This is a genomic window from Gilvimarinus sp. 2_MG-2023, from assembly GCF_030547685.1.
Taxonomy (GTDB): domain Bacteria; phylum Pseudomonadota; class Gammaproteobacteria; order Pseudomonadales; family Cellvibrionaceae; genus Gilvimarinus.
Map to the genome: position 1 here is coordinate 446684 of NZ_JAUOQM010000048.1, position 25024 is coordinate 471707.

Annotated in this window: 26 protein-coding genes; 3 read left to right on the forward strand and 23 right to left on the reverse strand. The window is 48.6% G+C overall.

Features of this window, described 5'->3' with window-relative positions; all coding sequences use genetic code 11:
- Positions 1–103: 103 nt before the first annotated feature.
- Genes Q4526_RS13760 through Q4526_RS13770 form a run of 3 tightly spaced genes read right to left on the reverse strand, consistent with a single transcriptional unit; the run spans position 104 to position 1820 of the window.
- Positions 104–310: a SlyX family protein gene (locus tag Q4526_RS13760; RefSeq protein WP_215977652.1), complete on the reverse strand. Its 207-nt coding sequence runs from the start codon at positions 308–310 to the stop codon at positions 104–106.
- Entirely contained in the window at positions 307–1476 is a 1170-nt protein-coding gene (locus Q4526_RS13765; RefSeq protein ID WP_215977653.1) for a serine hydrolase domain-containing protein, read from the reverse strand. The genes Q4526_RS13760 and Q4526_RS13765 overlap by 4 nt, the downstream gene beginning before the upstream one ends.
- Entirely contained in the window at positions 1476–1820 is a 345-nt protein-coding gene (locus tag Q4526_RS13770) for a cytochrome c (protein WP_215977654.1), read from the reverse strand. The genes Q4526_RS13765 and Q4526_RS13770 overlap by 1 nt, the downstream gene beginning before the upstream one ends.
- An 88-nt stretch (positions 1821–1908) precedes the next feature.
- Between Q4526_RS13770 and yciH the strand changes: the two genes are divergently transcribed.
- Both yciH and Q4526_RS13780 read left to right on the forward strand, forming a co-directional pair.
- A complete protein-coding gene (gene yciH / locus Q4526_RS13775) occupies positions 1909–2235 on the forward strand; it encodes a stress response translation initiation inhibitor YciH (protein WP_215977655.1) in 327 nt (108 codons plus the stop codon).
- Positions 2236–2374: 139 nt separating this feature from the next.
- The gene (locus Q4526_RS13780) at positions 2375–2914 is read left to right on the forward strand and encodes an energy transducer TonB (protein WP_215977656.1); all 540 of its coding nucleotides are present in this window, start codon (positions 2375–2377) and stop codon (positions 2912–2914) included.
- A 162-nt stretch (positions 2915–3076) separates the two neighbouring features.
- On the opposite strand, the gene Q4526_RS13785 is transcribed toward Q4526_RS13780, so the two are convergent.
- The 5 genes from Q4526_RS13785 to Q4526_RS13805 all read right to left on the reverse strand — a co-directional run bounded on the left by Q4526_RS13785 (position 3077) and on the right by Q4526_RS13805 (position 8539).
- Complete coding sequence (locus Q4526_RS13785) at positions 3077–4819, reverse strand: DUF4955 domain-containing protein (protein ID WP_215977657.1); 1743 nt, start codon at positions 4817–4819, stop codon at positions 3077–3079.
- A gap of 143 nt (positions 4820–4962) precedes the next feature.
- Positions 4963–5292 (reverse strand): hypothetical protein, encoded by a 330-nt coding sequence (locus Q4526_RS13790; RefSeq protein WP_215977658.1) that lies wholly within the window; start codon positions 5290–5292, stop codon positions 4963–4965.
- Positions 5293–5771: 479 nt separating this feature from the next.
- Entirely contained in the window at positions 5772–6470 is a 699-nt protein-coding gene (locus tag Q4526_RS13795; RefSeq protein ID WP_215977659.1) for a cysteine hydrolase family protein, read from the reverse strand.
- The gene (locus Q4526_RS13800; RefSeq protein ID WP_215977660.1) at positions 6467–7522 is read right to left on the reverse strand and encodes a putative urea ABC transporter substrate-binding protein; all 1056 of its coding nucleotides are present in this window, start codon (positions 7520–7522) and stop codon (positions 6467–6469) included. Before Q4526_RS13800 ends, Q4526_RS13795 begins: the two co-directional genes overlap by 4 nt.
- An 81-nt stretch (positions 7523–7603) precedes the next feature.
- On the reverse strand, positions 7604–8539 hold the full coding sequence (locus tag Q4526_RS13805; RefSeq protein WP_215977661.1) for a LysR family transcriptional regulator: 936 nt from the start codon (positions 8537–8539) through the stop codon (positions 7604–7606).
- Positions 8540–9142: 603 nt separating this feature from the next.
- Between Q4526_RS13805 and Q4526_RS13810 the strand changes: the two genes are divergently transcribed.
- Positions 9143–9730 (forward strand): outer membrane beta-barrel protein, encoded by a 588-nt coding sequence (locus Q4526_RS13810; RefSeq protein WP_215977662.1) that lies wholly within the window; start codon positions 9143–9145, stop codon positions 9728–9730.
- A gap of 263 nt (positions 9731–9993) precedes the next feature.
- Here Q4526_RS13810 and Q4526_RS13815 read toward each other — a convergent pair whose 3' ends face one another.
- From Q4526_RS13815 to ureA, 15 genes are all read right to left on the reverse strand, one after another.
- On the reverse strand, positions 9994–10296 hold the full coding sequence (locus Q4526_RS13815) for a hypothetical protein (RefSeq protein ID WP_215977663.1): 303 nt from the start codon (positions 10294–10296) through the stop codon (positions 9994–9996).
- A gap of 242 nt (positions 10297–10538) precedes the next feature.
- The gene (locus Q4526_RS13820) at positions 10539–10826 is read right to left on the reverse strand and encodes a hypothetical protein (protein WP_215977664.1); all 288 of its coding nucleotides are present in this window, start codon (positions 10824–10826) and stop codon (positions 10539–10541) included.
- A gap of 157 nt (positions 10827–10983) precedes the next feature.
- Complete coding sequence (locus Q4526_RS13825; protein WP_215977665.1) at positions 10984–11658, reverse strand: DUF4328 domain-containing protein; 675 nt, start codon at positions 11656–11658, stop codon at positions 10984–10986.
- Between the two features lie 185 nt (positions 11659–11843).
- Complete coding sequence (locus tag Q4526_RS13830; RefSeq protein ID WP_215977666.1) at positions 11844–12218, reverse strand: hypothetical protein; 375 nt, start codon at positions 12216–12218, stop codon at positions 11844–11846.
- A gap of 315 nt (positions 12219–12533) precedes the next feature.
- Positions 12534–13313, reverse strand: coding sequence for a hypothetical protein (locus Q4526_RS13835; protein ID WP_215977667.1), 780 nt, complete (start codon positions 13311–13313; stop codon positions 12534–12536).
- Between the two features lie 474 nt (positions 13314–13787).
- Positions 13788–17711: an anti-phage defense-associated sirtuin Dsr2 gene (gene dsr2, locus Q4526_RS13840; protein WP_215977668.1), complete on the reverse strand. Its 3924-nt coding sequence runs from the start codon at positions 17709–17711 to the stop codon at positions 13788–13790.
- Positions 17712–17812: 101 nt separating this feature from the next.
- Entirely contained in the window at positions 17813–18559 is a 747-nt protein-coding gene (locus Q4526_RS13845) for a hypothetical protein (RefSeq protein WP_215977669.1), read from the reverse strand.
- An 820-nt stretch (positions 18560–19379) separates the two neighbouring features.
- The gene (gene accA, locus Q4526_RS13850; RefSeq protein ID WP_215977670.1) at positions 19380–20330 is read right to left on the reverse strand and encodes an acetyl-CoA carboxylase carboxyl transferase subunit alpha; all 951 of its coding nucleotides are present in this window, start codon (positions 20328–20330) and stop codon (positions 19380–19382) included.
- Between the two features lie 252 nt (positions 20331–20582).
- Positions 20583–20795, reverse strand: a complete 213-nt coding sequence (locus tag Q4526_RS13855; protein WP_215977671.1) for a hypothetical protein — start codon at positions 20793–20795, stop codon at positions 20583–20585.
- Positions 20796–20836: 41 nt separating this feature from the next.
- Positions 20837–21448, reverse strand: a complete 612-nt coding sequence (gene ureG / locus Q4526_RS13860; protein WP_215977672.1) for an urease accessory protein UreG — start codon at positions 21446–21448, stop codon at positions 20837–20839.
- A gap of 47 nt (positions 21449–21495) precedes the next feature.
- Positions 21496–22167 carry an urease accessory protein UreF gene (locus Q4526_RS13865; RefSeq protein ID WP_215977673.1) on the reverse strand — a complete coding sequence of 224 codons (672 nt, stop codon included), beginning with the start codon at positions 22165–22167 and terminating at the stop codon, positions 21496–21498.
- Positions 22168–22689 carry an urease accessory protein UreE gene (ureE, locus tag Q4526_RS13870; RefSeq protein ID WP_215977674.1) on the reverse strand — a complete coding sequence of 174 codons (522 nt, stop codon included), beginning with the start codon at positions 22687–22689 and terminating at the stop codon, positions 22168–22170. It lies immediately after the preceding gene.
- 8 nt (positions 22690–22697) lie between these two features.
- A complete protein-coding gene (gene ureC / locus Q4526_RS13875; RefSeq protein ID WP_303603481.1) occupies positions 22698–24401 on the reverse strand; it encodes an urease subunit alpha in 1704 nt (567 codons plus the stop codon).
- A 3-nt stretch (positions 24402–24404) separates the two neighbouring features.
- Positions 24405–24710: an urease subunit beta gene (locus Q4526_RS13880; RefSeq protein WP_303603482.1), complete on the reverse strand. Its 306-nt coding sequence runs from the start codon at positions 24708–24710 to the stop codon at positions 24405–24407.
- Between the two features lie 9 nt (positions 24711–24719).
- Positions 24720–25022, reverse strand: coding sequence for an urease subunit gamma (gene ureA / locus Q4526_RS13885; RefSeq protein WP_215977675.1), 303 nt, complete (start codon positions 25020–25022; stop codon positions 24720–24722).
- Positions 25023–25024: the final 2 nt, after the last annotated feature.

The following is a 25024-nucleotide window of genomic DNA, read 5'->3' on the forward strand; positions in this document are numbered from 1 at the left end:
CCTTTATTAAATAAGTGTAGTCACTGTATGGCCAATATTAAAGCCCTACAAGTACTCTCAATCACTTATCCATCAACTTGCGGTATCCCGTCACAAACAGTCATTAATAATGCGGCGGTTTTTCATCAACGGCGCCCTGTGATTGCTCGCGCTCAAACATCAGGTCATCGTACTTTTGCGCCAGTGACTTTAGCGCTGCCATTAACGCCTGTATTTGCCGGTCTTGCCGGGCAACCACGTCGTTCAACTCGCTGAGGGTGTCTTCCTGAAAAGCCATACGGCTTTGAATATCTTCGATTTCCTGACTCATAGGCACTCCGATAATGTGCGCACCAGGCGCTGAGCTCTGGCGTCAATCAATAAACTCTGCCCCAGGCGGGCTGTTACATAGGTAAAGCCAATTCCGGTTTCAGGGTCAGCGTAGCCCACACTGCCCCCGGCACCCGGGTGTCCAAAGCCTTGCGGGCCACCGTAACGGCAGTCGTCGACATCCTGCGACAACATAAAGCCGAGGCCAAAACGCAGATGCACACCCAGAACATTATCAACGCCGGCGGTGGACTCGGCCCTAAACTCCTGCAGGCTAGCCGCCTTACCGTAGGGACTATCATCGGCCACCAGAGCGGCGTAAAAGCGCGCTAACGACAGCGCATTGGTGTGCAAGTTGGCCGCTGGAATACAGGCTTCACGCCACACCTGGCTATTGGTGCTGTTCATTAGCGTCATAGGGTTGGTAAAGGCGCGGTTGGTTACCCCGCGCGGGTCCGATTTCATCAGCTGCCCCAGGGCCGCGCTATTGGCCCCCTTGCTGGCACTACCCTGTGTGCCCAGTGGTTTTTTTAACGGCGCAACATCAGCAAGCACCTCCTGCTCTGACTCAGGCACGCCCAAATAAGCCTTCATACCCAGTGGTTTGGTCAGCCTTTCGGCGAACAATGTGGGGTAATCTTTAACACCACTGACACGCCGCGCGACTTCGGCCAGAATCCAACCATAGAGAAAAGGCGAGTATCCCTGCTCTTGCCCGGGCGTCCACCACGGCGTTTCGTACTGCAATAAGCTAACAATAGCCGCTGCATCGAAAATAACCGGATCTTTCACTCGCGGGTGAAACGCACTTAAACCGCTAGTGTGATTAAGCACTTGCCGGGTGGTTATTGACTCTTTACCGCGGCTGGCAAACTCTGGCCAGTAATTGCCTATCGGGCGATCCAAATCCAGCTTGCCTTCTTCGACCAACTGCATGATTACCACAGCGCATAAAGGTTTTCCGGCGGAAAACACATTCACGCAAGTATCTTCCAGCCAGGGTTGCTCGCCCGCTCGGTCTCGGGTGCCCGCCCACAAACTGGCAAGCACCTCACCATTTTTTATCACGGCAACTGCCGCCCCTTCTTCGCTAAACTCACTAAAGTTAGCGGCAAACGCCTTGGCCAAGGGTTCTAGCTCAGGCTTGTACTGCCCGTGGATTTCCATTATGGCTGCACCTTTGCCGGAGTTTGAGCGGCAAAATAAGCCGCCAGGTTATGGATGTCCTGCTCACTGAGATTGATCGCCATAGAACTCATCATTGGGTTTTGCCTTTCACCGGATTGAAACGCCTGTAGCTGCGCCGCAATATAATCGGCATCGAGACCGGCAAGCGATGGGTATGACGCTATACGGGAAACACCCTTGGGGCCGTGACACCCCATGCAAGCACGCGCTTTTTTGGCTCCCATCGCGACCGGGTCGGCCGCTAGCTCAGGAGCCGAGGCCTCGCCCTGCTCGCTACAGGCTGAAATCAGCCATACCAGCGTTAAACAGATGATTAACCGCATCTACCCCCCCAATATCGTCGTCGCTTAAGTGGGCGCATTATACAGGTTATAATCCCCCACCAAACGACCAATTACTCAGGAGGTAGCAGTGAGCAAAAATTCACGACTGGTGTACTCCACCGACCAAGGCCGCATCAAAGAAACTGATGAACCCAGTCAGCCCAGCACCCCAACCGACGGGATAATACGCATCTGGAAAGAAAGCAAAGGCCGCGGCGGCAAGGTCGTAAGTATCGTAAAAGGTTTGCCGCTGGCGGGCAGCGAGCTTAAAACCCTCGCCAAAAAACTCAAACAAGCCTGTGGCACCGGTGGCGCCATTAAAGACGGCAATGTTGAGATACAAGGTGACCACCGCAACACTCTCAAAACCGAACTAGAAAAAGCCGGTTACACCGTCAAGCTGGCCGGAGGCTAAACCGCAGTCCGCCAAATAATGGCTCGATTTTTGCTGAATAGGAATATTAATTGGTCTAACGACGGTTTTATGACGCACCTGAAAAAGAGCCCCGTCATGAGCATTATCGACAGCAGCGCAGCACTGTGTGAGGAATACCATGGACACCAGCATCACCTTCGCCATTATTGACAGCACCTTTAAAATCGCCGCCGGGGCCGGCATTGCCTTTGCCAGCGCCTGGTGGTGGCAAAGGCACAACAATGTATTGGGCCCGCGCTCGCTGCGCGAGCAAAAACGCCTGGACGCGTTTGAAGAAATCTCAGGCTTTGTGGGTGAAGTGACACATATATTCAGCAAGTACGCCTCACTGGCGGCAGAATCCGTCGAATACGGTGAGCACTGGCCCGCCGGGCGCAAAATTGAATTGGACAAGGTCAACGAAGACCTAGTGGCCACCTTCCAAAAAATGGCGGCCGCCGAAGCCAAACTGCTGATGTTGGGTGAAAAGACTCTGGAGAAAAGCCTGAAAATTTACGCGGGGCAAATTGTCGCCTACCGCCGCCAAGTCTATGCCGGGCGCAAAGACATTACCCCTGAGCAAGCCACCGCCCTGCGCCAAGGTGTACTGCAAGCCCGAGAGAGCTTTTACGATATCCTCAGCCGCAAGTACGACAAAGTGCTGTCCGGCGCGGTGTAAAACCGCCGGACACCTTAACTTACACACAGCACAATTACCGTAAGGCCACAGCCGTGTGATTCCACAACCGCACCGAGCGACTCTAATCGACACCCCTGCAATCAACATGGCGCTCTAAAATTCGATAGTTACGCCCCACAGATTAGCCATTGTTAACCAGCATCAGCGACTGGGTTTAAAGCGTTTAAACAACGAAACGCCAGCCAATAACATTAAAACCAGCCAGTGCACCGCACCGCCACCCTGCCCACCACTGCCCTGACCGGACGTTGAACCACCGGCGGTACTGGAACTGCCGATACTGCTTGAGCTACTGGCACTGCTTACACTACTGGAAGAGCTAGACGCGGCACTTAAACGCAGCGCCAACTGCGCCTCAAACAACGAACTCGGCTCCACTTCTTCACCGGGCAACTCATTGGCCCCATAAGTGCCCTCTTCCATTGTCACCGACTCGCCGCGCAGGCCCGAAAAATAAGGCAGAGCAAAGGTGTGGCCATTGCGACTTGATGGCCAAAAGTGATAGTGACCAGGGCCGCCCTCAATAATATTATTCCACGCCACAAAATGTTTGCCGTGGTGCGGATAACTTTCATGGGGGCCACCATTGCCATCAAAGTGTCCGTTCACCACATTGTCGAACAGGTTGGCATAGGGGCTACCGGAATGACTGTCCATCCGCTGACCGGGGAACATCGTGTAGCGCAGGTAGACAGTGCCGCAACCCCAGTAACCTAAGCCAGGGCCATGGTGAAACCAGGCGAGGTCTTGACTATCTTTAACCAGCACACCGTAAGACCGGCGGGTATGAATCGAGGTATGGCCGCGCTTGCCTAAAAAAGTAATATTGTCGATGGTGAGCGCTGCCGAACCGTCAATAAAAATGCCCTGATTCCAATCCTTTAACTCGACATTTCGAATCCAGCCGTTGACCACATTATCAAACCGAATGGCGTTCCAGGCGTAGTCATGAATATCATCTTTATGGTGAACAAACTCTTCTGGGTAGGAATCCCAATTGCCCTTAAAGTGGATATCCTCAATACCCACATTCTCAATCACTGAATAACTGCGCACTGCGATAGTCGTACCATCGGTATCCAATGTGATATGCAGCGGCTCGCGCAGCGTAACGGTATTGCCATCAATGTCGGCAACGGTATGCAGCTCCCTTAAATTAAAGCCGCGCGACTCATCCAGCAGGCGCGTCCAGTCGGAGTCTATGCCTAAATCTTCGTAATAGCTTTGCGCAAAGGCCACACTGTTAGTTCTTAAAATAATACGCTGCCCAACCGACAGCGCCGAACCGTCGGCCACCTCAATAACATAGGACTCGCGCGCAGCGTCAGCCGTTACCGTGGTTAGCGTTGATTCGCTCACACTTAAAGGCGAGACCTCAAACATATAGCGGCCGTTATTTACCTTCATCTTATCGGCGAATATTTCCGTGCCGCCAGTGCCAGAGCCACTGCCCTGCAGCACAATATTACTGCCATTGATAAAAATATTTTCGCCAACAGTTTCATTGGGGCTTACCATAAAGCGCCCTGCCGGGAAAAACACAACCCCACCGCCGGCCGCCTCGGCCGCATCTATCGCCGCCTGAATCGCTACATCATCGTAGTTGCCATCATTAGCGACCGCACCGTAATCGGTGACATTAAAAACAGCCCAGCTAGTGGTGTCGGGAATATCACTTTCGGAGTAGTCGTAACCGGCATAAGAGAAATCCGGCAAAATAGGCTCAGAACCTGAAGCTTTCGCCGCAACAAAATCTTGCCAAAGCGCCGACTCCACCGCCTTGGCAGTAGGCGCTAACGAAATATAAGCGACCAACAACAGGGCAGCCAGAGCGGCCGCCAAGACAAAACGAATAATACGGGGTGAGGACAGATGATATGACATAGGTAATATTGCTCTTATGGGCCTATAGTCAGTAAAACACCAAACCCATAATAAGTAAATTACTCGCAAAGTGCAGGCTAAGCGCCCTAAACGTAGCGCGGGCGAGACTCAAACTCAGGCCAACAAGGCAACAAACTAACCCGCTAACCCAAACGCTTTTGCCAGCGGCCGTTATCCTCGCGCGCGCAACTCTCCTCACTGTCAAAACGCACCTGGCGACTCAAATCGGCAAGCTCAACCCCCATCGAGTGTAAACCAGTTGCCACCAAACGCCTTACGCCTGTTCGATCAGCACTTGCCAGCTGTGCATCGGTGTCATACACACACAGCACAACCAAAGACGCAGGAAAGTCTTGATAATTTACCCAGTGAGTCAACCATTCAAACCCCGCATAGCAATCCTTCGCCAACTCACAAACCTTCGTCAACTCGCGACAGAGTTGATTGTCGAGCTTTTTATCGGTTTTTTTCATACCATTAACTTTACAATTTTTATTTACGCTAACAAAGAAGACGACTTCAGTGCGTTAGTAACTTCGGGCGTCTCGCCACCCTCAAGATGAAAAACACTCTTAGGCCTCCACGTCTATGCCATTATAAAGAGTCATAGGTTTTACCGTCGAGTTTGTGTAGTCGTGGTAGAGCGCCCCATTACTGAGACGCCCCACTCACAGATCCGGATGTGCCGCTGGAGAAGGGAAAAGCTCGGGTTCGAGCCAAGGCTGAACATCCTTGTCGTCGCATCAAATATCAGCTTGAGAGTAACATAGCCCAGTACTCGACCGATCACGCTATACAATGGTCGAGCCTCTTAGCTTATCGGCCGTGCGCTAATGATCAGAACAGCCATTATCATAAGAGCGGGTTAAAGCGCTTCGGTGGCATTCTCTCGCGGCGTTCAGACGGTACTACATTTAAAATTGGCAGACGTGTCGCGAGCACCACCGGTCGATCACGTTGCGCTCTGCATCGCATTAATCAATATTTCGCTCGGACCATAGGCCCCAAAAATACCGCCCTCATGGCTTAGGCTATTAAGCGTGTGTTGATGCAATGTCTCATTGGCCGCACCACAGCAATCACTTAGCAACAGACAGTCATAGCCGCGGTCATTCGCATCGCGCATGGTGGATGAAACACAGACATCGGTGGTCACCCCTAATAAAATTAAGTTGCGAATACCCTTAAGGCGAAGAATATGCTCAAAGTCAGTTGCGTAAAAGGCACTATTACCCGGTTTATCGACTACAATCTCTCCCGCATGCGGAGCAAAACCTGGATAAAAATCACAGCCGTCTTCGCCACGTACCAGCAGACGCCCGAGAGGGCCTTCACTCCCTACCGGCGAGTTTTGACGCAAGGCTTTGCGACGTTTATTGTCTTGTAGATCGAGCAATTCGGGACGGTGACTTTCACGCGTGTGGATAATTAAAAACGGTTCTTGGCGAGCAGCTTGCAGTACTCTCTGCGCCGGCTCAATAGCCTGACGCAAATGATCGATATTCTCACCCAAACTGGCAAAGTATCCCTCGTCGGCTAAAAAGTCGCGCTGCATATCAATGACCACTACCGCCGTATTGCTGGAGTTCCAATGGCCCGTTAAAGGCCATGGGTAAGGGGTCGACTGTTCCAGAGCGTTAAACTCATTCATTGTGCGATCTCGGTTAACCACTCGGCATTAAAACGCAACTTAACGTTAGTATCATTGCCGAGAATCGCACCACTGCCGGTTTCAATACCGATAAAACTGGCATCGGGCGCACTTTCACCAAGCAAACCATGCTGAAACGCAAACTCGGTAATGCTATTCATTGTTTGACCCAGTGCATCTGAGGTGACATATTTCAGTCCCTGCTCGGCATTAAAAAACTCAATGGTGCTAAGCTGTGACCTCAGGTCATCAGATGATGTGTTCAACTGCTCTGCCATGTAAGCAATAAACTCATCGTGCTCAGGGTGACTGGGAGAAAGCATAGCCGTAGTCTCGTACCACGCTCCAGCTATGGCTCTACCTAAATTGGGTTCGCGCTCAAGTGTTTCGGTATGAACAATTAACCCATCGACAATTTCTCCGCGAATATCGGAAGAATCGAAAACCAACGCTGTATCGCTAAATTGTTGCAGTATCTGACTGAGTTGAGGTTTCCATGTAGCGACAACCTCTGTCGCACTATCGGTAAAAATAGAGCCGATATCGGCATCTGATGTATTCACAATAGTAATATCTCGTTCACTCATGCCTACACGATCGAGGGCACGGGCCAGCATATAATGCGAACCCGACAGCTCAACCAAATTTACCTTCGCTCCCTTAATATCCGCCAAGGTTGCATTTTTGCCCCGCATCACAATGCCATCGCTGCCCACCGAGGTGCTCATCGGCACTACCACCGTGGTATCCACTCCAGAGGCAGCGGGTATGGTCAGTGCGTCAAGTGTAATAGCGACCGAACCGTCAAAAGTACCTGCGGCAAATTGAGTTTGTGCTTCAATATAATCATTGAGCTGAACAGCCTGTAAATCGAAGCCGTATTTATCACCCCACTTCTCCAAAATACCGTGGTCTTGTGCATACCCCAATGGCATGGTGCCAGCGTAAATAGTCCAGGCTATCTTGTATTCTTGCTCAGCATAGACAGTAGGTGCTGCAGCCACCACGCCCAGTGCGGCACCAGCTAGCGACTTTCGGAAAATTGTTAACATAGTGTATGACCCTTGAGGTAATAATCGTTAAAGCCACTGTAGCGCCGAACACTGAGCCATAAAATGACAAATTGGACCTGTTTACTTGTTCATTTTTGCATGTGTCGCCGCGTTTAACACCGTCAGTGCTGTAGCAATAATGGGCCGGTCCTTGTCTTCTCCACGGCGATAAGCCAGCGCCATGGTCGAAACTCGCTTAATTTGATTGGGCAATATCGGCGTGAGGCGCCCTTCGCTAACAAAAGGCGCAGCGTACTGAGCCGGCATAAATCCAACATAGCGTCCAGATAGGACTAAAAATGCAATGGCTTCAAGGTTGGCGGTATAGCTGATATCCCCCAGTAAGTCATACCCGAGACTGCCAATATCCGACTCATTGAGAAAGTTACGCGCTGCAAAATTCTGGTGTTTTAGCGCCTCTTGCAACTGCTGAGATGAAGCACCCTCGGCTTGCAATGTGGCGGCAGGACTCCCAGGAGCGGCGTACAGATAATCTAACTCCTCATAGAGTGCACGGTACTCAAGACTATCGTGATAGCGCTCAAATATCCCAAGCGCAATATCGACGCGCTTATCCAGCAGGTATTTTTCAAGCTCATAGGGATTCTTTACATATAAATCAATGTGAAAACGATCATCAAAATACTGGCTCAGCTCGGTAATCGCGCGATCCAGACAAAACCGTGACTCTCCTATGATATTGTCAATCACCCCAATCGCAAGTCGGCCCGAGCCACGCCCGCCCAAACTTTCAGTGCGATTCTCAAAGGAGCGAAACGCTGCAAAAAGCTTTAATGCCTCATCGGCTACCTGCTGGCCTTCTGGCGTTAGGCGAAACCCTTGTCGACCGCGCTCACACAATGTCAGCCCCAAGCGGGCCTCCAACGCACTCAGGCTGCGACTGATCGCCGAAGCGTCCTTGTTAAGTAATGATTGAGCATTGGACACGCCATTGGCCTCGATCACTGCCATAAATACTTCCAGCCCTTTAATCGCGCTGCCATCTATCTTAATCATCCCACCCTACTCTGCTGCAACTAACTTTAGCTATTAAGGTTAATAGTACAGGCTAAACGCGGGCAGCGTTAGCCCAGAGTTCCCTCTAGGGCTTATGCTCAGCACGATTAAGGTGACACACTGAAGTGGCCAAAAGTTTGTCAATAAAGATCGATGCATTCGTGACCGTGTCGAAGCCATGGCTTGGGTAAGTCAACGGATGATAATCAAGCAAGAAACTCCCTTAAACAAACCTTCACAAGTGACACCAGAGATCTCAGGCAGGCCCAAAACGTTCAAAGAAAGGCCGTATACTTGCCCATTGTGGCCTCAACTTTTGCTCGTACTAAACCGCTTGCAAGTGTCATTAAATAATTCATAAAGCTTGAAAAAATTAAACGCCTTTGTGTAACTTTTACCAGAAGCTTCAACCTTTTTTCTAAGACAGACAGCACAGCGTTTTACTCTGTACGCATTTCATACAGAAAATCACCATTTATCGCAATTTATACGCATAACTGTGAAACCAGTCTAACTCTAAGCGGTAAAAATTATATTGGCACATAGGTTGCGATAAGCACCGCACCCTTAAACGATTTTGTAATATTCTTAGGAGTAGTATCGATGATTAAACCTGTCGTTTCCGCCTGTATTTTATTTGCCTCCTCAACCGCTGTTCTCGCGCAATCTAATGCTGACAATGGCTGGCGCTTCGAGCCTGAGTTTTCCGTAGGTGGTGGTTATGGTGTCACCACATTAAAAGATGAGGACTTTGACGAAGACGAAACAGCAAAAAAGGCATTTGCGCTGGTGAAATTTAATGAATATATAGGCCTTGAAGGTGGTTATATTGATTTCGATGAATCCAGCAACGAAGCCCTTAATTTCGACCCATCTGGCGCCACCCTAGCGCTATTGCTAGAAGCTCCGATCACCCAAAGATTTTCTGTCTACGCCAAAGGCGGCCAACTGTGGTGGGACGGTGAAGTTAGCTTTAATACAGACCTGGTAGATGCCAACACCGACTTTGATGGCGATGAAACATTCTGGGGGCTGGGCGCCAAGTTTCAATTAGCAGAGCATTTAGACCTTAGGGTGGAGTATGAGCGCTTTAACTTTGAGATAGAGCAAGATGAAGTTAACGTACTGCAGTCAAGCGCACTGGATATGGACGTAGATTATGCCAGTGTAAACTTGCAATACACATTCTAAGTCAACATATTTTTGGGGATGGACATTTTTGGTAACTTGTCAGTAAACGCAGAAGTTTACTCGCCCCAACTCCACACCACATAAATCCACACTATTGATTGATGGAAAATAACGCTCAAGGAAGAGCCATGACCAGCACCGAAACGGTTCACCCTTAAGAGCAACGCATACTACCACTGCGATTCAGTGAATCATTCCTATACAACTCTGAAACCGACCACCAACCTCTAAAAAACCGGGATCAGTCTTACAATTTCACGCGTTTAATTATTACGCTTAAGCTCCCTTATTGTCTCCCTAATCGAGTTAATCCTTTCTTTATTTTTTTGTTTTTCCTCTGCAGTTATACAAGTGCACTTTGCTTCCACCTCTCTCACCGGCTGCTGCTGCCACCAGTGTTTAGTCGTCTCTGGAACCCAGACAAAGTCCACCCCGCCTTTGGCTAAACATTGATCCTCGCACCTTTTTCGCCCTAACGTAATATTGTCGTAAGCTGACCAAATCATATTGCCAAAGAACACTACTGCAAAAGTCGCCCCTATATACTGCCTAAGCTTTTTCGACAATTTTAACCTCCTTTTATAACACCCAGAAATATATTTCCTTTACGCCCCGACGCACTTAGAAAAACGCTAGGGCATCCATCCACTTGACACTATGGACAGAACCAAGCTGCCACCCAATATTGCGGTCACCGACACCTTTATGCCGAAACAATGGATTGGATACTTCTGACTGTAAACTTGAGCATCTTGGCCACAACTAAGTCATAAATCAATTTGCAGCCATTATTGAAATAGACCAAAATTTAATCGTCCAAGTGACGTCTATATCGATTGCGCGATAAAATTCTTACCCCGGCCACAGTGGTGCCATGCTTGCCAAATATTTTTCTAGCCACTTGTTTTTCTTCGTCAGTAGGTTCTTCCCATAGGGGACGAGGCCTAATAAGCATGATCACCCGAACCAATATAACCATGCAGCACACCCCAAACAACAAAGGGGCGAACAAAGCCGAAAAAGTGGAATCCGACAAAAAATCGATTTGGTAAAAGGTAAACCACCCCAACAAAGCAAACAGCAATAGAATTTTCATTCAGACTCCTTGTCATCAATTCAGCGTTCACACATGGTAACAGGTTAGACCAAATCATTTAAGATTTGGCCCCAACAGATTGACAACCAACAAAGTCACCAAAACTTACCATTCAAGGAATCAAACGCTCAAACCAGCCGATACTTACAGCCGTCAGCTACACTTGATCGTTAGCACCATGGACATGATTGGATTGAAAACTGTATATTCGCTTCACAATTGCCAGTAAGGCTAGCGCTAATGCTATATCTATAACATCTGACACTTGATAGATAATATTAAGGTTTAACAGCTCGGGAATCTCTTCTGCTTTCATGGAAAACCGGAAGAGTGCCTGACCCAGAAAGTTCGACACAAGCCATAAAGCCCACCATATCGGAAGAATACTGCTGACCTCTTGCGACTCCCAATCAGATGGCTCCTTGCTCGCCTTCCATATTTCTTTCATTGCTTGGTATGGCTTCCACAATGTCAGAATTGGTATGAAATAGTAGCCTATTGACCAACCAGATGAGAACCTCATATTCTCCGCCCCCAGCTGTCTTGCGTTGTGGTTTGCTCTATGAATCCAACGTAATATCAGAAACATCGAGATAAAAAATACAACAAAATAGACTATACCGATTAACCTTTGGCGCTGATCATTTTCCACACCATCAGCCATCGCTTGCTCTTGAGAGGTATAAATCCCATCTTGATAGTCAGAAAGTAATTGATACTCGAAATTACCTGAAACGAGTGAAAGTACAGCGACTATGATTTGTGCATAAAGAATATATCGAACCCAAGAGGTTAGGCGTGATGAATCCCTAAAGCCTTCATTATTGGACAAACTTCATCTCCTTTTTAATTATTAACGCTCCATCGGCAGCTTCGCTGAAATACAGCTCCGAAAGACTATATTACCGCTACTTATTATAGATTACCAATCAGCAACATTTCTGCCTGACTGAAACAACCTCCATGTAACGGTCAAAAAAATTACACATACACCAACATAAAATGATTGAAAAACGGTTAAAAAGAATGCTTTATTTTGGGAGCATTAATAAAATGCATAATTGATAAGACAGTACCTACAGGAATGTTCACCAAAGATATTGCAGCATACACATGCAGCACATATAGCCCCCACTGCTTTCTTTTAAAATATGCCACAATAGCTACCGACTCGACCGCAATGAAAACCTGAACAAACAACAACACTATTACTAGTGGGTACGTGTACTTCACATTAGAATGGCTAAAAGAGAGCACACAAAAACTGATAAAAAATAGAGTTAAGACTACATTCAAGCCCAGCTTCAAGCCCCAAATAATATTAAGAACCTGAACCGCCGATGCTTCCTCCATTGCACGCCGAGCTTCATTTAACTGATCACCTCTACCCATCCTTCAATTCCTTTTCGATTATTATTTTTTCAACACTGCCTCAAGGATTTTTCACTCCCAACAACCAAGCCATTAACAGCAATGTTAACCTCAACCGCTATATATTAACCATATAAAAACTTCATAATTCGCCATAATTTTTATCTGAATCCACATTTACATTTATTCGATAATGTATACAGCTATACATGGATTTACGAGTAAGTAACGCCACGCCATACACGGCGTGGCGTTACAAAATGAACGACTCTGACCCTATTAGACCAATCAAGCGGCGCTTGTAACGATTAGCACCGAACGACAAGTACTAAGGGGTTAGGAGTCGCACGCTCCTACCCATATGCAGAGTTGACTCAACACGTAATCAACCACCATAACGCCAGCAGTGTCTAGGCCAACAATAAATGCGAGCGCCGCAGGAGCTGTAACCCCCGCAAGCCCGGCAGTGGCAACGACCAGTGCACAATCGGCCGATAAAAACGCCGCATCTGTCCCCGCAATAACTGCCGTAATGGCTACAGCCAAACCATAAGTTGCGATTTTGCAGCCTGCACACTCCCACGACGATATTGATCGCTTATGACTCGGCTGGAATACACTCTCTAAAGCCGCCCCGGTATCTGCAGCCATGGTATTCATTCCACCGGTTAACGGTGTTGCCCCAGCCATGACCTGAAGTGCCGGAGACGTGTCCGACACAGTGTAATCAATTCGCCAATCTCCCGGCTCCGGATTGATGATAACGGCTGACTGAATCTGAGATGTGCCGCTAGATTTGGCAGGCCAAACAAGTTGGTTTGGGTTATTAAGGTCTGTCGATACCTCAACGACTGTACCGTCGGGGCGGTATAGCCGAATCCAAGCCCCATCCACACTACCCTCCTGCCAATTGCCGATCCCCAGTGTAAGTGAAGGCGTACCACTCGTTACAGTTACATACTTAGTCCCGGAGGATGAGATTGACTCCCCCTCCACTGAGGCTAATATTAGTTCTGATTTAGTTGCGGTTGACTCCCTTACATCAGATACATTTGTCGCAATAAATGCACTGAACGTACCTTCTATGTCGACTCCATGAACAGCTGTTGTAGTCATTGCTATACTCCTTTATTGGCTTACTAAACGACCACCTAGAATTAGATGGTTTTTAAATGGCTTTTGGCCGGACAACTATTTATAAAGCTAAACCTGAGTGCAAGAAAAATAGACACGTAGAAATTACACCTTTCACTTTCTCTAACTGACAGCCTCTCATTTAAAATTGTGGATGCTCATCCCATCTATAGATAGAGGAAAAATCTTGAAAATGGAATCAAATGAAACTTATGACATAATTATCATCAATTTAACCCCAGCTGCCTCATATCAACCATATAAAGACTTCATAATGCGTCATAAGTCTCTTCTGACCCTACATTTCCTGACTCAATCAACAACAAGTTAACCCCCGCCACTCCACATTAACTATAGAAAGAATTCATAATGCGCCATAAGTTTCATCTAGCCCTACATTTAGTTTATCGTTTGGCTCTCAATAGATCCATGTGCCAAAAATTTCATCTGGCCCCATTAATCCCAATCTTTCCATGGGTTCCTAATTTCGGAAAACTCATCGGGAGAAAGAGATAATTGACGCCATTTTTCAACGGCTTCTGGTACAGACAAACTTCGCGAGTTGTAATATTTCCAGAGCTCTGCGGCCACATTTGATGAGACACGCCGGACTTCCAGTTTCTCGTCAAAACTCAGATATAGATTGTCTCTATCGTATTCTGTATCGGTAAGTAATCTATCAAGTCGCCTTTGGACGGCTGTCTTCAATCCATCGGAGATACTGTTTGGTGAATTTTTCAGAATGCGGGCGATGACCCACAACGCCAAGCTTATAGAATTTATTGAACACCATGTGAGGTATTGGCGGAGCATTGATGTTGGATTAGCATCCAAGGAATTAACATCAGCCTCATTGCCATCGATAATGATTTTTGAAATTGCATTGAGACCATCTTTTTTAAGATCACTCTGATCCGATATCAAAGCTTCATTGATTCGATTATAAACTTCCGTCTTCTGATCGGGATATATATGAAGACATGTCGCTTCAGCAGTAATGCCCGGCAATCCATACTCCCGAACCTCCTTTAAGAGTCGACGGAGGGACATCTTGATTTCGACAGATAAATCTGTTCTGAGTTTGGGACCTACAACCTCAGCAAGCAACTCCAGCAAACGAGAAAATCTTACTCGAAACTCATCTTCTGTGGAGAAAAGACGTTTAGGCACATTTTCTTTTTCTTTGAGTCTCTCCTTATCGGCATCCCACCACTCGAGCAGTCGTTGCAGAATATCGATGGCATCCTCCGCTGTCCAGATGCTTCCGTCATTGCTGTTTGCTCCAAGAATTTCGCGCACGATGTGGATATCACCACCCGTTATGTGGACCCCCCTACCCTGCTTGTCTTTCTGAATCGGGAAAGGCATAGACATCACATAGTTTTTAAAAAGCTGAGCGGGGTCAACGTTCTCGGGATAAGGAAATATCAGAAACGCAAATTTGTAGAAATTGGTACCATCCGGCAGACCGTACTGATCTGTTTCCCGCCAGAGGACTTCGGCGAGTTTGCTAATTTGCTCATCGTCAAGTAGTTGCAGATCGTAAAGAGTTACCAGGGATGTGATTACCCAACGACGGCGAGCTGGATCATTCAACGCAGCCTGCCGGAACAAATCATCGACTAATCGGGACTGAATGTTCACGGCTGGGGCACCTTCGGGCTTTTGATTGATTTCTAGCAGCGAGAAGGGGTTTAGGTACTCACCTTCGATATACGGATCCAGACCCTCGGGAAAAGGAATTTTCAGCAAGCCCGGAACCAGCCTGTATTGCTCCACCTGAGACATAGAACTTATAAGCCGCTTGGTCAAATTTTTCACATTCCCGTAATTCGCTTTATAAGATGAAGCGTAGAGCCCGGCAACAAAGTCAAGAACGCGACCCTTTGTTTTATCTGAACATTTGCAGCACAGCCTCGAAATCACTTCGGGCAGAAACTGGGCAAGGCGCACAGCGTAATTGATATTTCGGAACGTACCCCCCCCCTGAATTTCATCCCGATTTCGATTAAGTGCATCCAGGTAATTTTGAATGAGTTGGTCGGCCTTATCAGCTGAGAATTTGTAAACAGACTCACGACTGAACAGGCTATCAATATCCCTTGCATCACCACTCCCCAGCCTGAAGAGTGTTGCTATGGCCCAAAATAAAGAGTAATTTGAGATACATTGCAGGCTTACCAACGCGGTTTTTGTCAGCATCGTGTAGCCTGGCAAGCCAACTTCCTCGCAAAATCGGAGAAATGAATAGGCGCTAAGCGCCTCTTGATCGGTACCGTGAAAATGGTGAATCCTGGAGATTCGGCCAATATCAAATTCGCGCTTCTCTGTTAATGTTTTTCGCTGAACAGACGGCCTATCCAACTTTAGCTCGTACAATTTTAGTTCGTTCCACGGGTCACAGCGGAAAGCTTTAAGTTCATCCCAACGGGCATTTTGTTGTTGTAGCTCTCTTTTTCTCTGATCATCCCGAATATTTCTGAGGTACTTATCCCACTCTAGCTTTCTGTCATCTTCGCGATTTTTAACGAGGCATTCCCAATCTTTACTAGCAGTACTGAACGTTTCCTGCGGCTTAAGCTTAGCAATATAACTTGCTTGGCGCTTTGATTCAGATACCTGCTTATTTCGCTTCCACTTATCCAAAAAAACTTTTTTTATCTGCTCTACTTCTTCGGGTGTTGCAGTTTTTTCCACACTCCAAAGGTTTACATCGCTAATATAACGAAAGAGAACCATTTGATACGCTTCATTGGATATCGAAAAACATCTTGCGTAGTTTTTTCTCCTCTTTCGAGTCTCAACTAACGATAGTCTAATTTGATCGTCCATTTTATTCAAAAGGCCAAGCTCAGCGAACGCTGCTGCACGCTTTGCCATCCAGTATGGTTGAGTTTCGTTAGGCTGCCAGTTTTCAAGCCTCTGTTTGGCGTTGGGAAGATCCAAGGTAAAAAGGCTGAAGAGAAAGCCTTCGTAATGTAAAAATTCCCTCTGTTCCGCCGAAAGATGATCAGAAAGGGAAGGTATATTGAGCTGGTTTTCTGATTTCTGCCATTTATCGAGACATCCCTCCTCGCGATAGAAGCGGAGCATCGCCACTGCAATGGCCAGCCACGCCTGCCGAAGGTCATTCCATGGCAGTTCCTGATATTTCTCTTTGCCAGGGTGGATCTGGTAGTTTGTTGGAGGATTTTCGTTTTGAAATGGCCAATACTTTTCAAGGAGTTTTTCGCAGAGCTCAGCAAGCTTGTCGAAAACCGGCAGCAGGCATCGTTCAAGTCGCCAGATCAGCTCGAAAGCGTATTGAAGGTCCAGCCCAGGAGCTGATTTTTCTGTGTCTGGAAGACAATCAACCCAGGCGCTCGTAAACACCCATAAGTTCTCGCGGTTTTTATTAGGCAGGATCAACCAGCCGGGATAGGCCTGCCGCTGCCGTTGCCACTCTTCCGTGATTTTGCGAACCTCTTTACAGTCCGCATCGCGGGAAGGAGACATCATTTGGGGATTATAGGGCCAATCGAGGACATCCGGTTTGTTAGACTGCATATAACCGAAAAACCGCTCCAAAGCCTTTTTATGGTCGTGTTTTTCTACTCCTTCACAGCACGAGAGGTCAACCACCACTATTCCGCGTTGCGCCAGAAGTTGTAACCTCGCAGGCGACAGATCAAAGACCCCGACCAGATAGATTTTCTGAGTCTTGTCCTTGCCGAGATTGTCGCGAATCCAGCCGATCCACCGAAGAAAATTGGGATCATCCCCGGAAAAACCGATCAGGCAGAAGGTGTTTTCAAGGAGCGCCTGCTGAACAGTATTGACGAAAGGGGCAAAGTCATTCGGATAGCGCCGGTAATCCTCTTCGGTAATGATAAAGGGCCGCTCCGAAGGGAAGCTGCCGTGGAGCTTCACAATTCTGGGTTTAACGGCGTAAGGGATATCCTCCTTATTGATAACCGGCTCATATCGACGGGTCACGACCTTGGCACTGGCCCTCTCCAGCAAGGTGTCGTAATTGGTGGTGAACACATCGGCCCACGGCAGCTTAAGCAACTCGACATGGAGATCAGAAGGTTCGACATCCAGATCAGGTATACTTGCGCGCAGCAAATTCTCCAGCGCAGGCCGTCCAATCCCGGCCTGCAGCTCTTCTGCCAGTCGCAAGACATTCAAATACTTTTGTTCGGTTGAGTCTGGTTTAACACCATGGTTTTTTTGATAAAATAGGTCACCCAACTGGGTCCAATCGGGAAACTCATTCCCCGCGTTCTTGCTGAAACCTGCACCGACCATTACGACGGCTCGCTCTACCCATAAACGTTCCGCGATTTCGTTTAAATAGGGGCGAATTGAATCCGGCACATTGGCTTCCGTTGCACTCATTACACTCTTCCTTCTTTGGCTAGCGCCCGCATTTTCAGCTATTTTGGAGCTCAAAAAATGGGGTCAGATGAAACTTATGACAATTAGTTATGTTAACCACTCTACAGCGTGATCTTGAGATCTTTTGTAGCCAGCTCCTTTACTTGGTCAATTAAATCTGCCACATTCTTTTTGCATATTGAATAATGAGAAAGAAGCCGTTCGAAATAATCGCGTTTATCTTCTCCGCCCTCGTAATCCTGCTCAATTTCCCGTTCATACAACTCAAATTTTAAGGCAATAACTTTATCACGGATACCACTCAAATTTGGGTGCAAGTATATTGACTTCAACACAAACAATTCGTCTAGATGTGAGATGCTATCTTTTGCACTCTCGAATAGTCGCTGTCGATTTTCAGTTGACTGCTCGTTATCATATTTCTTTTTAAAAGCCTCCTGCTCTCCTTCAATATATTCTTGATAGGAGCGAAAGTACTCTTCTTCTCCGGGTAGTTCATAAGGACAACAGGGTATATTTGTTTCTATAAAAACGAAATTACCTGAATACTCATGATAATAAAAATAGATTATTTCTAAGTATCTATTAACCACATATAAACCAGCGATCAACTCTTCATACGCCGATCGTTTTGTTTCCCAGATCTGTTGCTTGACCCAGTACTTCTCTCCCAATTCAATTTTAATTTTTTCTACTGCTTTCGTGCTCGCTCTAAGCTGTTCCAGTGCAATATTAAAGTCTTCTTTTGAAGCTAAATTTTCAAGACGCTTTTTTACATACCACCCCAAAGGCGCCACAATAAGAGCAGTTAAAAGAGCTGGAAAATATTCCATATAATTTACATCCATTAGGTACCCCTTCATATTCAGACAGTGAGAACATAAATTTGTATATCATGCATGAGCATTATCACGCCTTGAGAAAAGGTCAGGAACACGTCACAAACTTTTGATTTTTAAGCGATTTACTTATTTATTAGTTCCAGGAAGGGAGAGCAAAGCGTGCGTGCGCATTATCTCGCACACGAGAGTCTTATTATCTAACCTTCCGATTTGGTTAAGACACTGACTATAAAGGTTTTTTTATATATTGAAAACCGCAAAGCATGCACACAGGTGTGGGCAAGCGTGCGAAGCCAACAATTGGGGTTGAGCGTCTGATGAAAAATGAAAGCCTGATGTCTGATGAAAGTCTGACGTCTGACGCCTGATGTCAGATGCAAAAACAAAACCCACTACGAAGTCCCCTCCCCCATCTCATCCAGCCGAATTTGAGTTAATTTTGTGGGTTAATTGCACATGGAGGTGCAATTAAGGAAAAACGCTGGGAAGCGATTTTTTCCGACCCTCAAAATTGGCTTGAATTCAGGAACCCGAATAGCTGCATGGACGTAGTGTATTAGAGCAACGCAGGAGCAGTTGCCGAGGGCTGAGATGTGCGAGGTTGATTTTGACGTGAATGGATTCACTAATGTCGTGGGCGCATGGAAGCGCAGGAACGACCGGGTACTTCTTTGCTCACCAAAGAAGTACCTCGCCCGCCCGGCGACCGAGGGCAAAAGGTTAAAATACAGTCTGATGTCTGACGAGAACTGAAGGTCTGACGTCCGACGTCTGACGCAAAAAAAAGCCCCTTCAAAAAGGGGCTTTTTAGAAAAAACACTAACCGTTACGGATTCCCGTAACTCATCAACCGCTCATAGCGCTTCTCAAGCAACTCCTCAATCGGAACCCCAGACAAACGATCAAGCTGATCGGACAAACGCAGACGCAGGTTATCGGCCATGACATCAATATCGCGATGCGCACCGCCCAGTGGTTCAGGGATGGTTTCATCGACAATACCCAGCTCTTCCAGAACACTGGAGGTAACCCCCATTGCCTCGGCAGCCAGCGGCGCCTTGTCGACGGTTTTCCAGATGATATTGGCGCAGCCTTCGGGCGAGATGACAAAATAGGTGGAGTATTGCAGCATGTTGAGGTGGTCGCCCACGCCAATAGCCAAAGCACCACCGGAGGAGCCTTCACCAATAACGGTACAGATAATCGGAGTTTTTAAACGTGACATGACCGCCAGATTTTGGGCGATGGCCTCACTGATGCCGCGCTCCTCACTGTCGATGCCAGGATAGGCCCCGGGGGTGTCGATCAGAGTTAGCACTGGCAGTTTAAAACGCTCGGCCATTTCCATCAGGCGCAGCGCTTTTCGATAGCCTTCAGGTTTAGGCATACCAAAGTTGCGGGCAACCTTTTCGCTGACGCTGCGGCCCTTCTCTTCGCCGATAACCATAACCGGCTTACCATCTAAACGGGCAACGCCGCCGACAATGGCCTGATCGTCACCGAAGTGACGGTCGCCGTGCAACTCGTCCCAATCGGTAAAGATCCGCTTAATATAGTCGGTGGTATAGGGGCGCTGAGGGTGACGAGCCACCTGCACAATCTGCCACGGGGTCAGATTGCTGTAGATGCTTTCGGTCAGCTTAGTGCTTTTTTCCTTCAGCTTGGAGATTTCATCGGTAATGTTCAGGTCGTTATCATTGCCGACAAGCTGCAGCTCTTCGATTTTGCCTTCGAGAACGGCGATGGGCTGTTCAAATTCTAGATAATTCAGATTCATAATTGTCAATGAAGCCTTGTCGGGCCACCGTAGCAGCCCCAGATTTAATCGGTTTTAGGCCGCATAAGATACGCGAAATAGCGTTAATAGTCGACCCTTGGCGCATTTATCAACAGCCAGCCTCAACAAGCCGCCCACCGCCTTAGCTTTACGTACAAAGGTGTGCATAAATTATACAAAACAGGGCGCACCGGTCCTGCCCTGGCCGACCCATCGAAATAGCTCTGCTTTATAGGTAAACCGATTAACCCACTAGCGGTCTTCCCGATCGCGTCGCTCGCCCATACCGCGCAAGTAGCGCGATACAACCCAGTACCCCACCAGTAAAAAAGCCACCAAGGCAAAGCTTGCGATGGAGAAGTGAATATGGTCGGACACATCACTGCTGTGATGTGGATGTGCTTGCGCCACGCAGGTCACCAATAAGGTCATTAAGCCGGCAGCGATTTTTATTACAGTGTTCATAAAAACTCCTAACATCAAATATAAGGGCAATAGGTTAAAGCTTAAGCCGATAACATGCCGGCTTGCTCAATAAAGGCAATCACATCGGCCACACCGGTTTCGTCTTTTAAATTAGTAAAGATAAAGGGTTTGTCACCGCGCATTTTTTTCGCATCGCGATCCATTACATCGAGATCGGCGCCCACCAACGGTGCCAAATCAATTTTATTGATGATCAATAAATCGGATTTGGTGATGCCCGGCCCACCCTTGCGGGGAATTTTATCGCCGGCCGATACGTCGATGACGTAGAGGGTTAAGTCGGACAATTCTGGGCTAAAAGTTGCGGCCAAATTGTCGCCACCGCTTTCAATTAAAATAACATCCAGCCCCTCGTGGCGGCGCTGCAATTCGGCCACGGCGGATAAGTTCATGGAGGCGTCTTCGCGGATCGCTGTGTGCGGGCAGCCGCCGGTTTCAACCCCCATAATACGATCGTCTTCCAGCGCTTTGTGACGCTGTAAAAACTCCTGATCTTCGCGGGTATAAATATCGTTGGTGATAACCGCGATGTTGTATTTATTTTTTAAATGCGCGCACAAGGATTTTACCAATGCGGTTTTGCCCGAGCCTACCGGGCCACCAATGCCCAGTCGTAATGTGGGTTTTTGCATAACAGTTCCTAAATTTACTCTTTTAATAAGATTAGAATTATCTCGCGTTACGATCTAAATAATCGCGAATATTGTCTTTCGTGCAGGCTGGAGGCGAGCGCCACGCCGGGCAAACTTTGCCCCAAAAGCTCATCGGGCACATCACTTGCCCCTTTACACACCGCTGGAATATGGGGCAATAATGCCACCAATATTTTTTGCGCCTGTGTTTGCCCCAAAGGCACTATTTTAGTCGCCGCGGCCACTTGGTTTTCCAGCCAACTCCACACAAAACCTTCGGCCAAATCTTCGATGGCAATATTCCAATGCACGCCGGCCAATGCAAACTGACAGGTAAAACTGGGCGTGGCGCGATAAAGGTTAATATCCGCTTGCGCTACTTCTAGTGATTGCAATAAACGGTTTAGGGCAACGCCTAGCTGCTCGTCTTCCAACAACAGTTCGCGGGTTTCGCGGCAGGCGCGCAGGTAATCGTTAAGCCGATTAATCTCGTCAATATTATTAGATTGCCAGGCGGCGTAAAAGCGGTGCAGCAAGGGCAAATCCAAAGTCGCTAAAGAACGCTGCATCAGTGACAGCATCCAATCTTCCAGCTCGTTTTGCTCCTTGAGCCAGCCGCTGTCAATGGCGTACTCCAACCCTTGCGAATAGGCATAGGCACCGACCGGCAGCGCTGGGCTCACCAAGTGCATTAAATGCAATAGCGCCTGGCCCGCCATTTATCCGACGGCCTCATCATGGCTATGTGAATGGTCGTGGCTGTGTCCGTGTCCGTGTCCGTGTCCGTGTCCGTGTCCGTGTCCGTGTCCGTGTCCGGAGCCATGATAGGCACCGTTTTCAGGGTGAAATGGCAATTGCGCAACGTTTATCGTCAACCCGAGTCCGTACACCATATCATCCAGAACATGATCGTGCTGGTAGCGCAGAAAACCCGCGCCAATTTGCAAGGGCACATGCCGGTTACCCAAATGGTATGCGGCACGCATTAGGGCCAAGGCGTCATTCGACTCCACCTGGCTGACGTTTTCATTGGCAGCAACGATTTGCACTAAGGTGCCATCGCGACACTCCAGCACCTCGCCATCGGCCAAAACGTGGCCGCGCTCTAAAAACCAGCCGAGGGGTTGTCCGCAGCGAGTTTGACAGCGGTGACGACTTTTTTGCCGCTGCTCAAAGGTCAGCTCGGCTGTGGGCATAGTGGGCTCGGGCTGGCGCTCGACAATATGAAAAGCTTCTAGCATAAAAACCTCTAAAACAAACTGTAGCGCTGAGCCAAGGGCAACTCGGTGGCCGGCTCGCAGGTTAGCAACTGGCCATCGGCCCGCACTTCGTAGGTTTGCGGGTCGACTTCCATATGGGGCTGATAATCGTTGAGCACCATACTCGATTTGGTCACCGAACGGCAGGCTTTAACACCAACCAAACGGCGCTCCAACTCCAGCGAACCTTTAATACCTGCCTCTATTGCGGCCTGACTGACAAAAGACACCGAGGTGCCGGTACAGGCCTTGCCGTAAGCGCCAAACATGGGCCGGTAATGCACCGGCTGCGGAGTTGGGATGGACGCATTGGGGTCGCCCATGGGCGCTGCGGCAATGGCGCCACCTTTAATAATCAGCGATGGCTTGCTGCCGAAAAACGCCGGCTTCCACAACACCAGATCAGCCAGCTTACCCACTTCAATTGAGCCCACTTCGTGCGATATGCCGTGTGCGATGGCTGGGTTAATGGTGTATTTGGCTAAGTAACGTTTTACTCGAAAGTTATCAACGCTGGAGGTTTCACCTTCCAGGGCGCCACGCTGTTGCCGCATTTTGTGTGCGGTCTGCCAGGTACGGCACACTACCTCACCCACTCGCCCCATGGCTTGCGAGTCGGAGCTGATCATGGAGAAAGCCCCTAGATCGTGCAGAATATCCTCGGCGGCGATGGTTTCTTTGCGAATACGCGAATCGGCAAAGGCGACATCTTCTGGAATGTTAGGGTCCAGGTGGTGACATACCATCAGCATATCCAAGTGTTCGTCGATGGTGTTGACGGTATAGGGCCGAGTCGGGTTAGTGGACGATGGCAAGACGTTGGACAGACCACAGGCTTTAATAATATCCGGCGCGTGACCACCGCCAGCACCTTCGGTGTGGTAAGTGTGAATGGTGCGGCCGCCAAATGCGGCGATGGTGTCTTCGACAAAACCCGATTCGTTTAAGGTGTCGGTATGAATAGCCACCTGCACATCGTACTGCTCGGCGATATTCAAACAGTTATCAATCGAGGCCGGCGTGGTGCCCCAGTCTTCGTGCAGCTTTAGGCCGAGCGCACCGGCGCGCACCTGTTCTTCCAGTGCCAGTGGCAAGCTGGCGTTGCCTTTACCGAGCAAGCCGATGTTCATCGGAAAGCTTTCCACCGCTTGCAACATTTTACCCAAGTGCCAGGGGCCAGGGGTACAGGTGGTGGCGTTGGTGCCCGTCGCCGGGCCGGTTCCGCCGCCAATCATGGTGGTCACACCACTCATTAATGCTTCATCGATTTGTTGCGGACAAATAAAATGAATGTGGGCGTCGATGCCACCGGCAGTAAGGATCTGCCCTTCACCCGCAATCACCTCTGTGCCTGGCCCGATAATAATATCCACGCCCGGTTGTATATCCGGGTTGCCCGCTTTGCCAATCGCTTCAATGCGGCCGTTTTTCAGGGCGACATCGGCTTTAACAATGCCCCAGTAATCCACAATAAGCGCGTTGGTAATAACGGTGTCGGGGGTGTCGGCGCAACTGGCCTGAGACTGACCCATGCCGTCGCGTATCACTTTACCGCCGCCAAATTTAACCTCTTCGCCGTAGATAGTGTGGTCTTTTTCCACCTCAATCCACAGACAGGTATCCCCCAAGCGCACTTTATCGCCCGTGGTGGGACCAAACATATCGGCGTAAGCCTTGCGATCTATTGTAGCCATGTTTTAAAGCCCCCCCATGACGTCGCCACGGAATCCGTAAATGATTTTATCGCCGCTCACCGCTACCAATTCAACCTCGCGCTCTTGGCCGGGCTCAAAGCGCACGGCGGTACCGGCGGCAATGTTTAAACGAAAGCCACGGGTGCTATCGCGATCGAAAGTCAGCGCTGGGTTCACTTCAAAAAAATGATAGTGCGACCCCACCTGTATGGGGCGATCGCCGGTGTTTTCCACCATAACCGTGACCGTTTCGCGGTCCGGGTTCAGAGCAATACTGCCCTCGGCAATTTGATATTCTCCTGGAATCACAAGCGCCTCCTAAACAATGGGGTTATGGACGGTTACCAACTTGGTTCCGTCGGGAAAGGTGGCTTCAACCTGTACCTCGTGCACCATGTCGGCAATACCATCCATAACATCTTCACGGGTTAGGATTTGCCGACCGTAATCCATCAACTCCGCCACGGTTCTCCCGTCGCGGGCGCCTTCCATAATCTCGGCACTGATCAGGGCGATGGATTCCGGGTAGTTCAACTTTACCCCGCGCGCTTTGCGCCGCTCAGCCAAAAGCGCTGCGGTAAACAGCATCAACTTATCTTTTTCTCTCGGATTTAATTCCACCG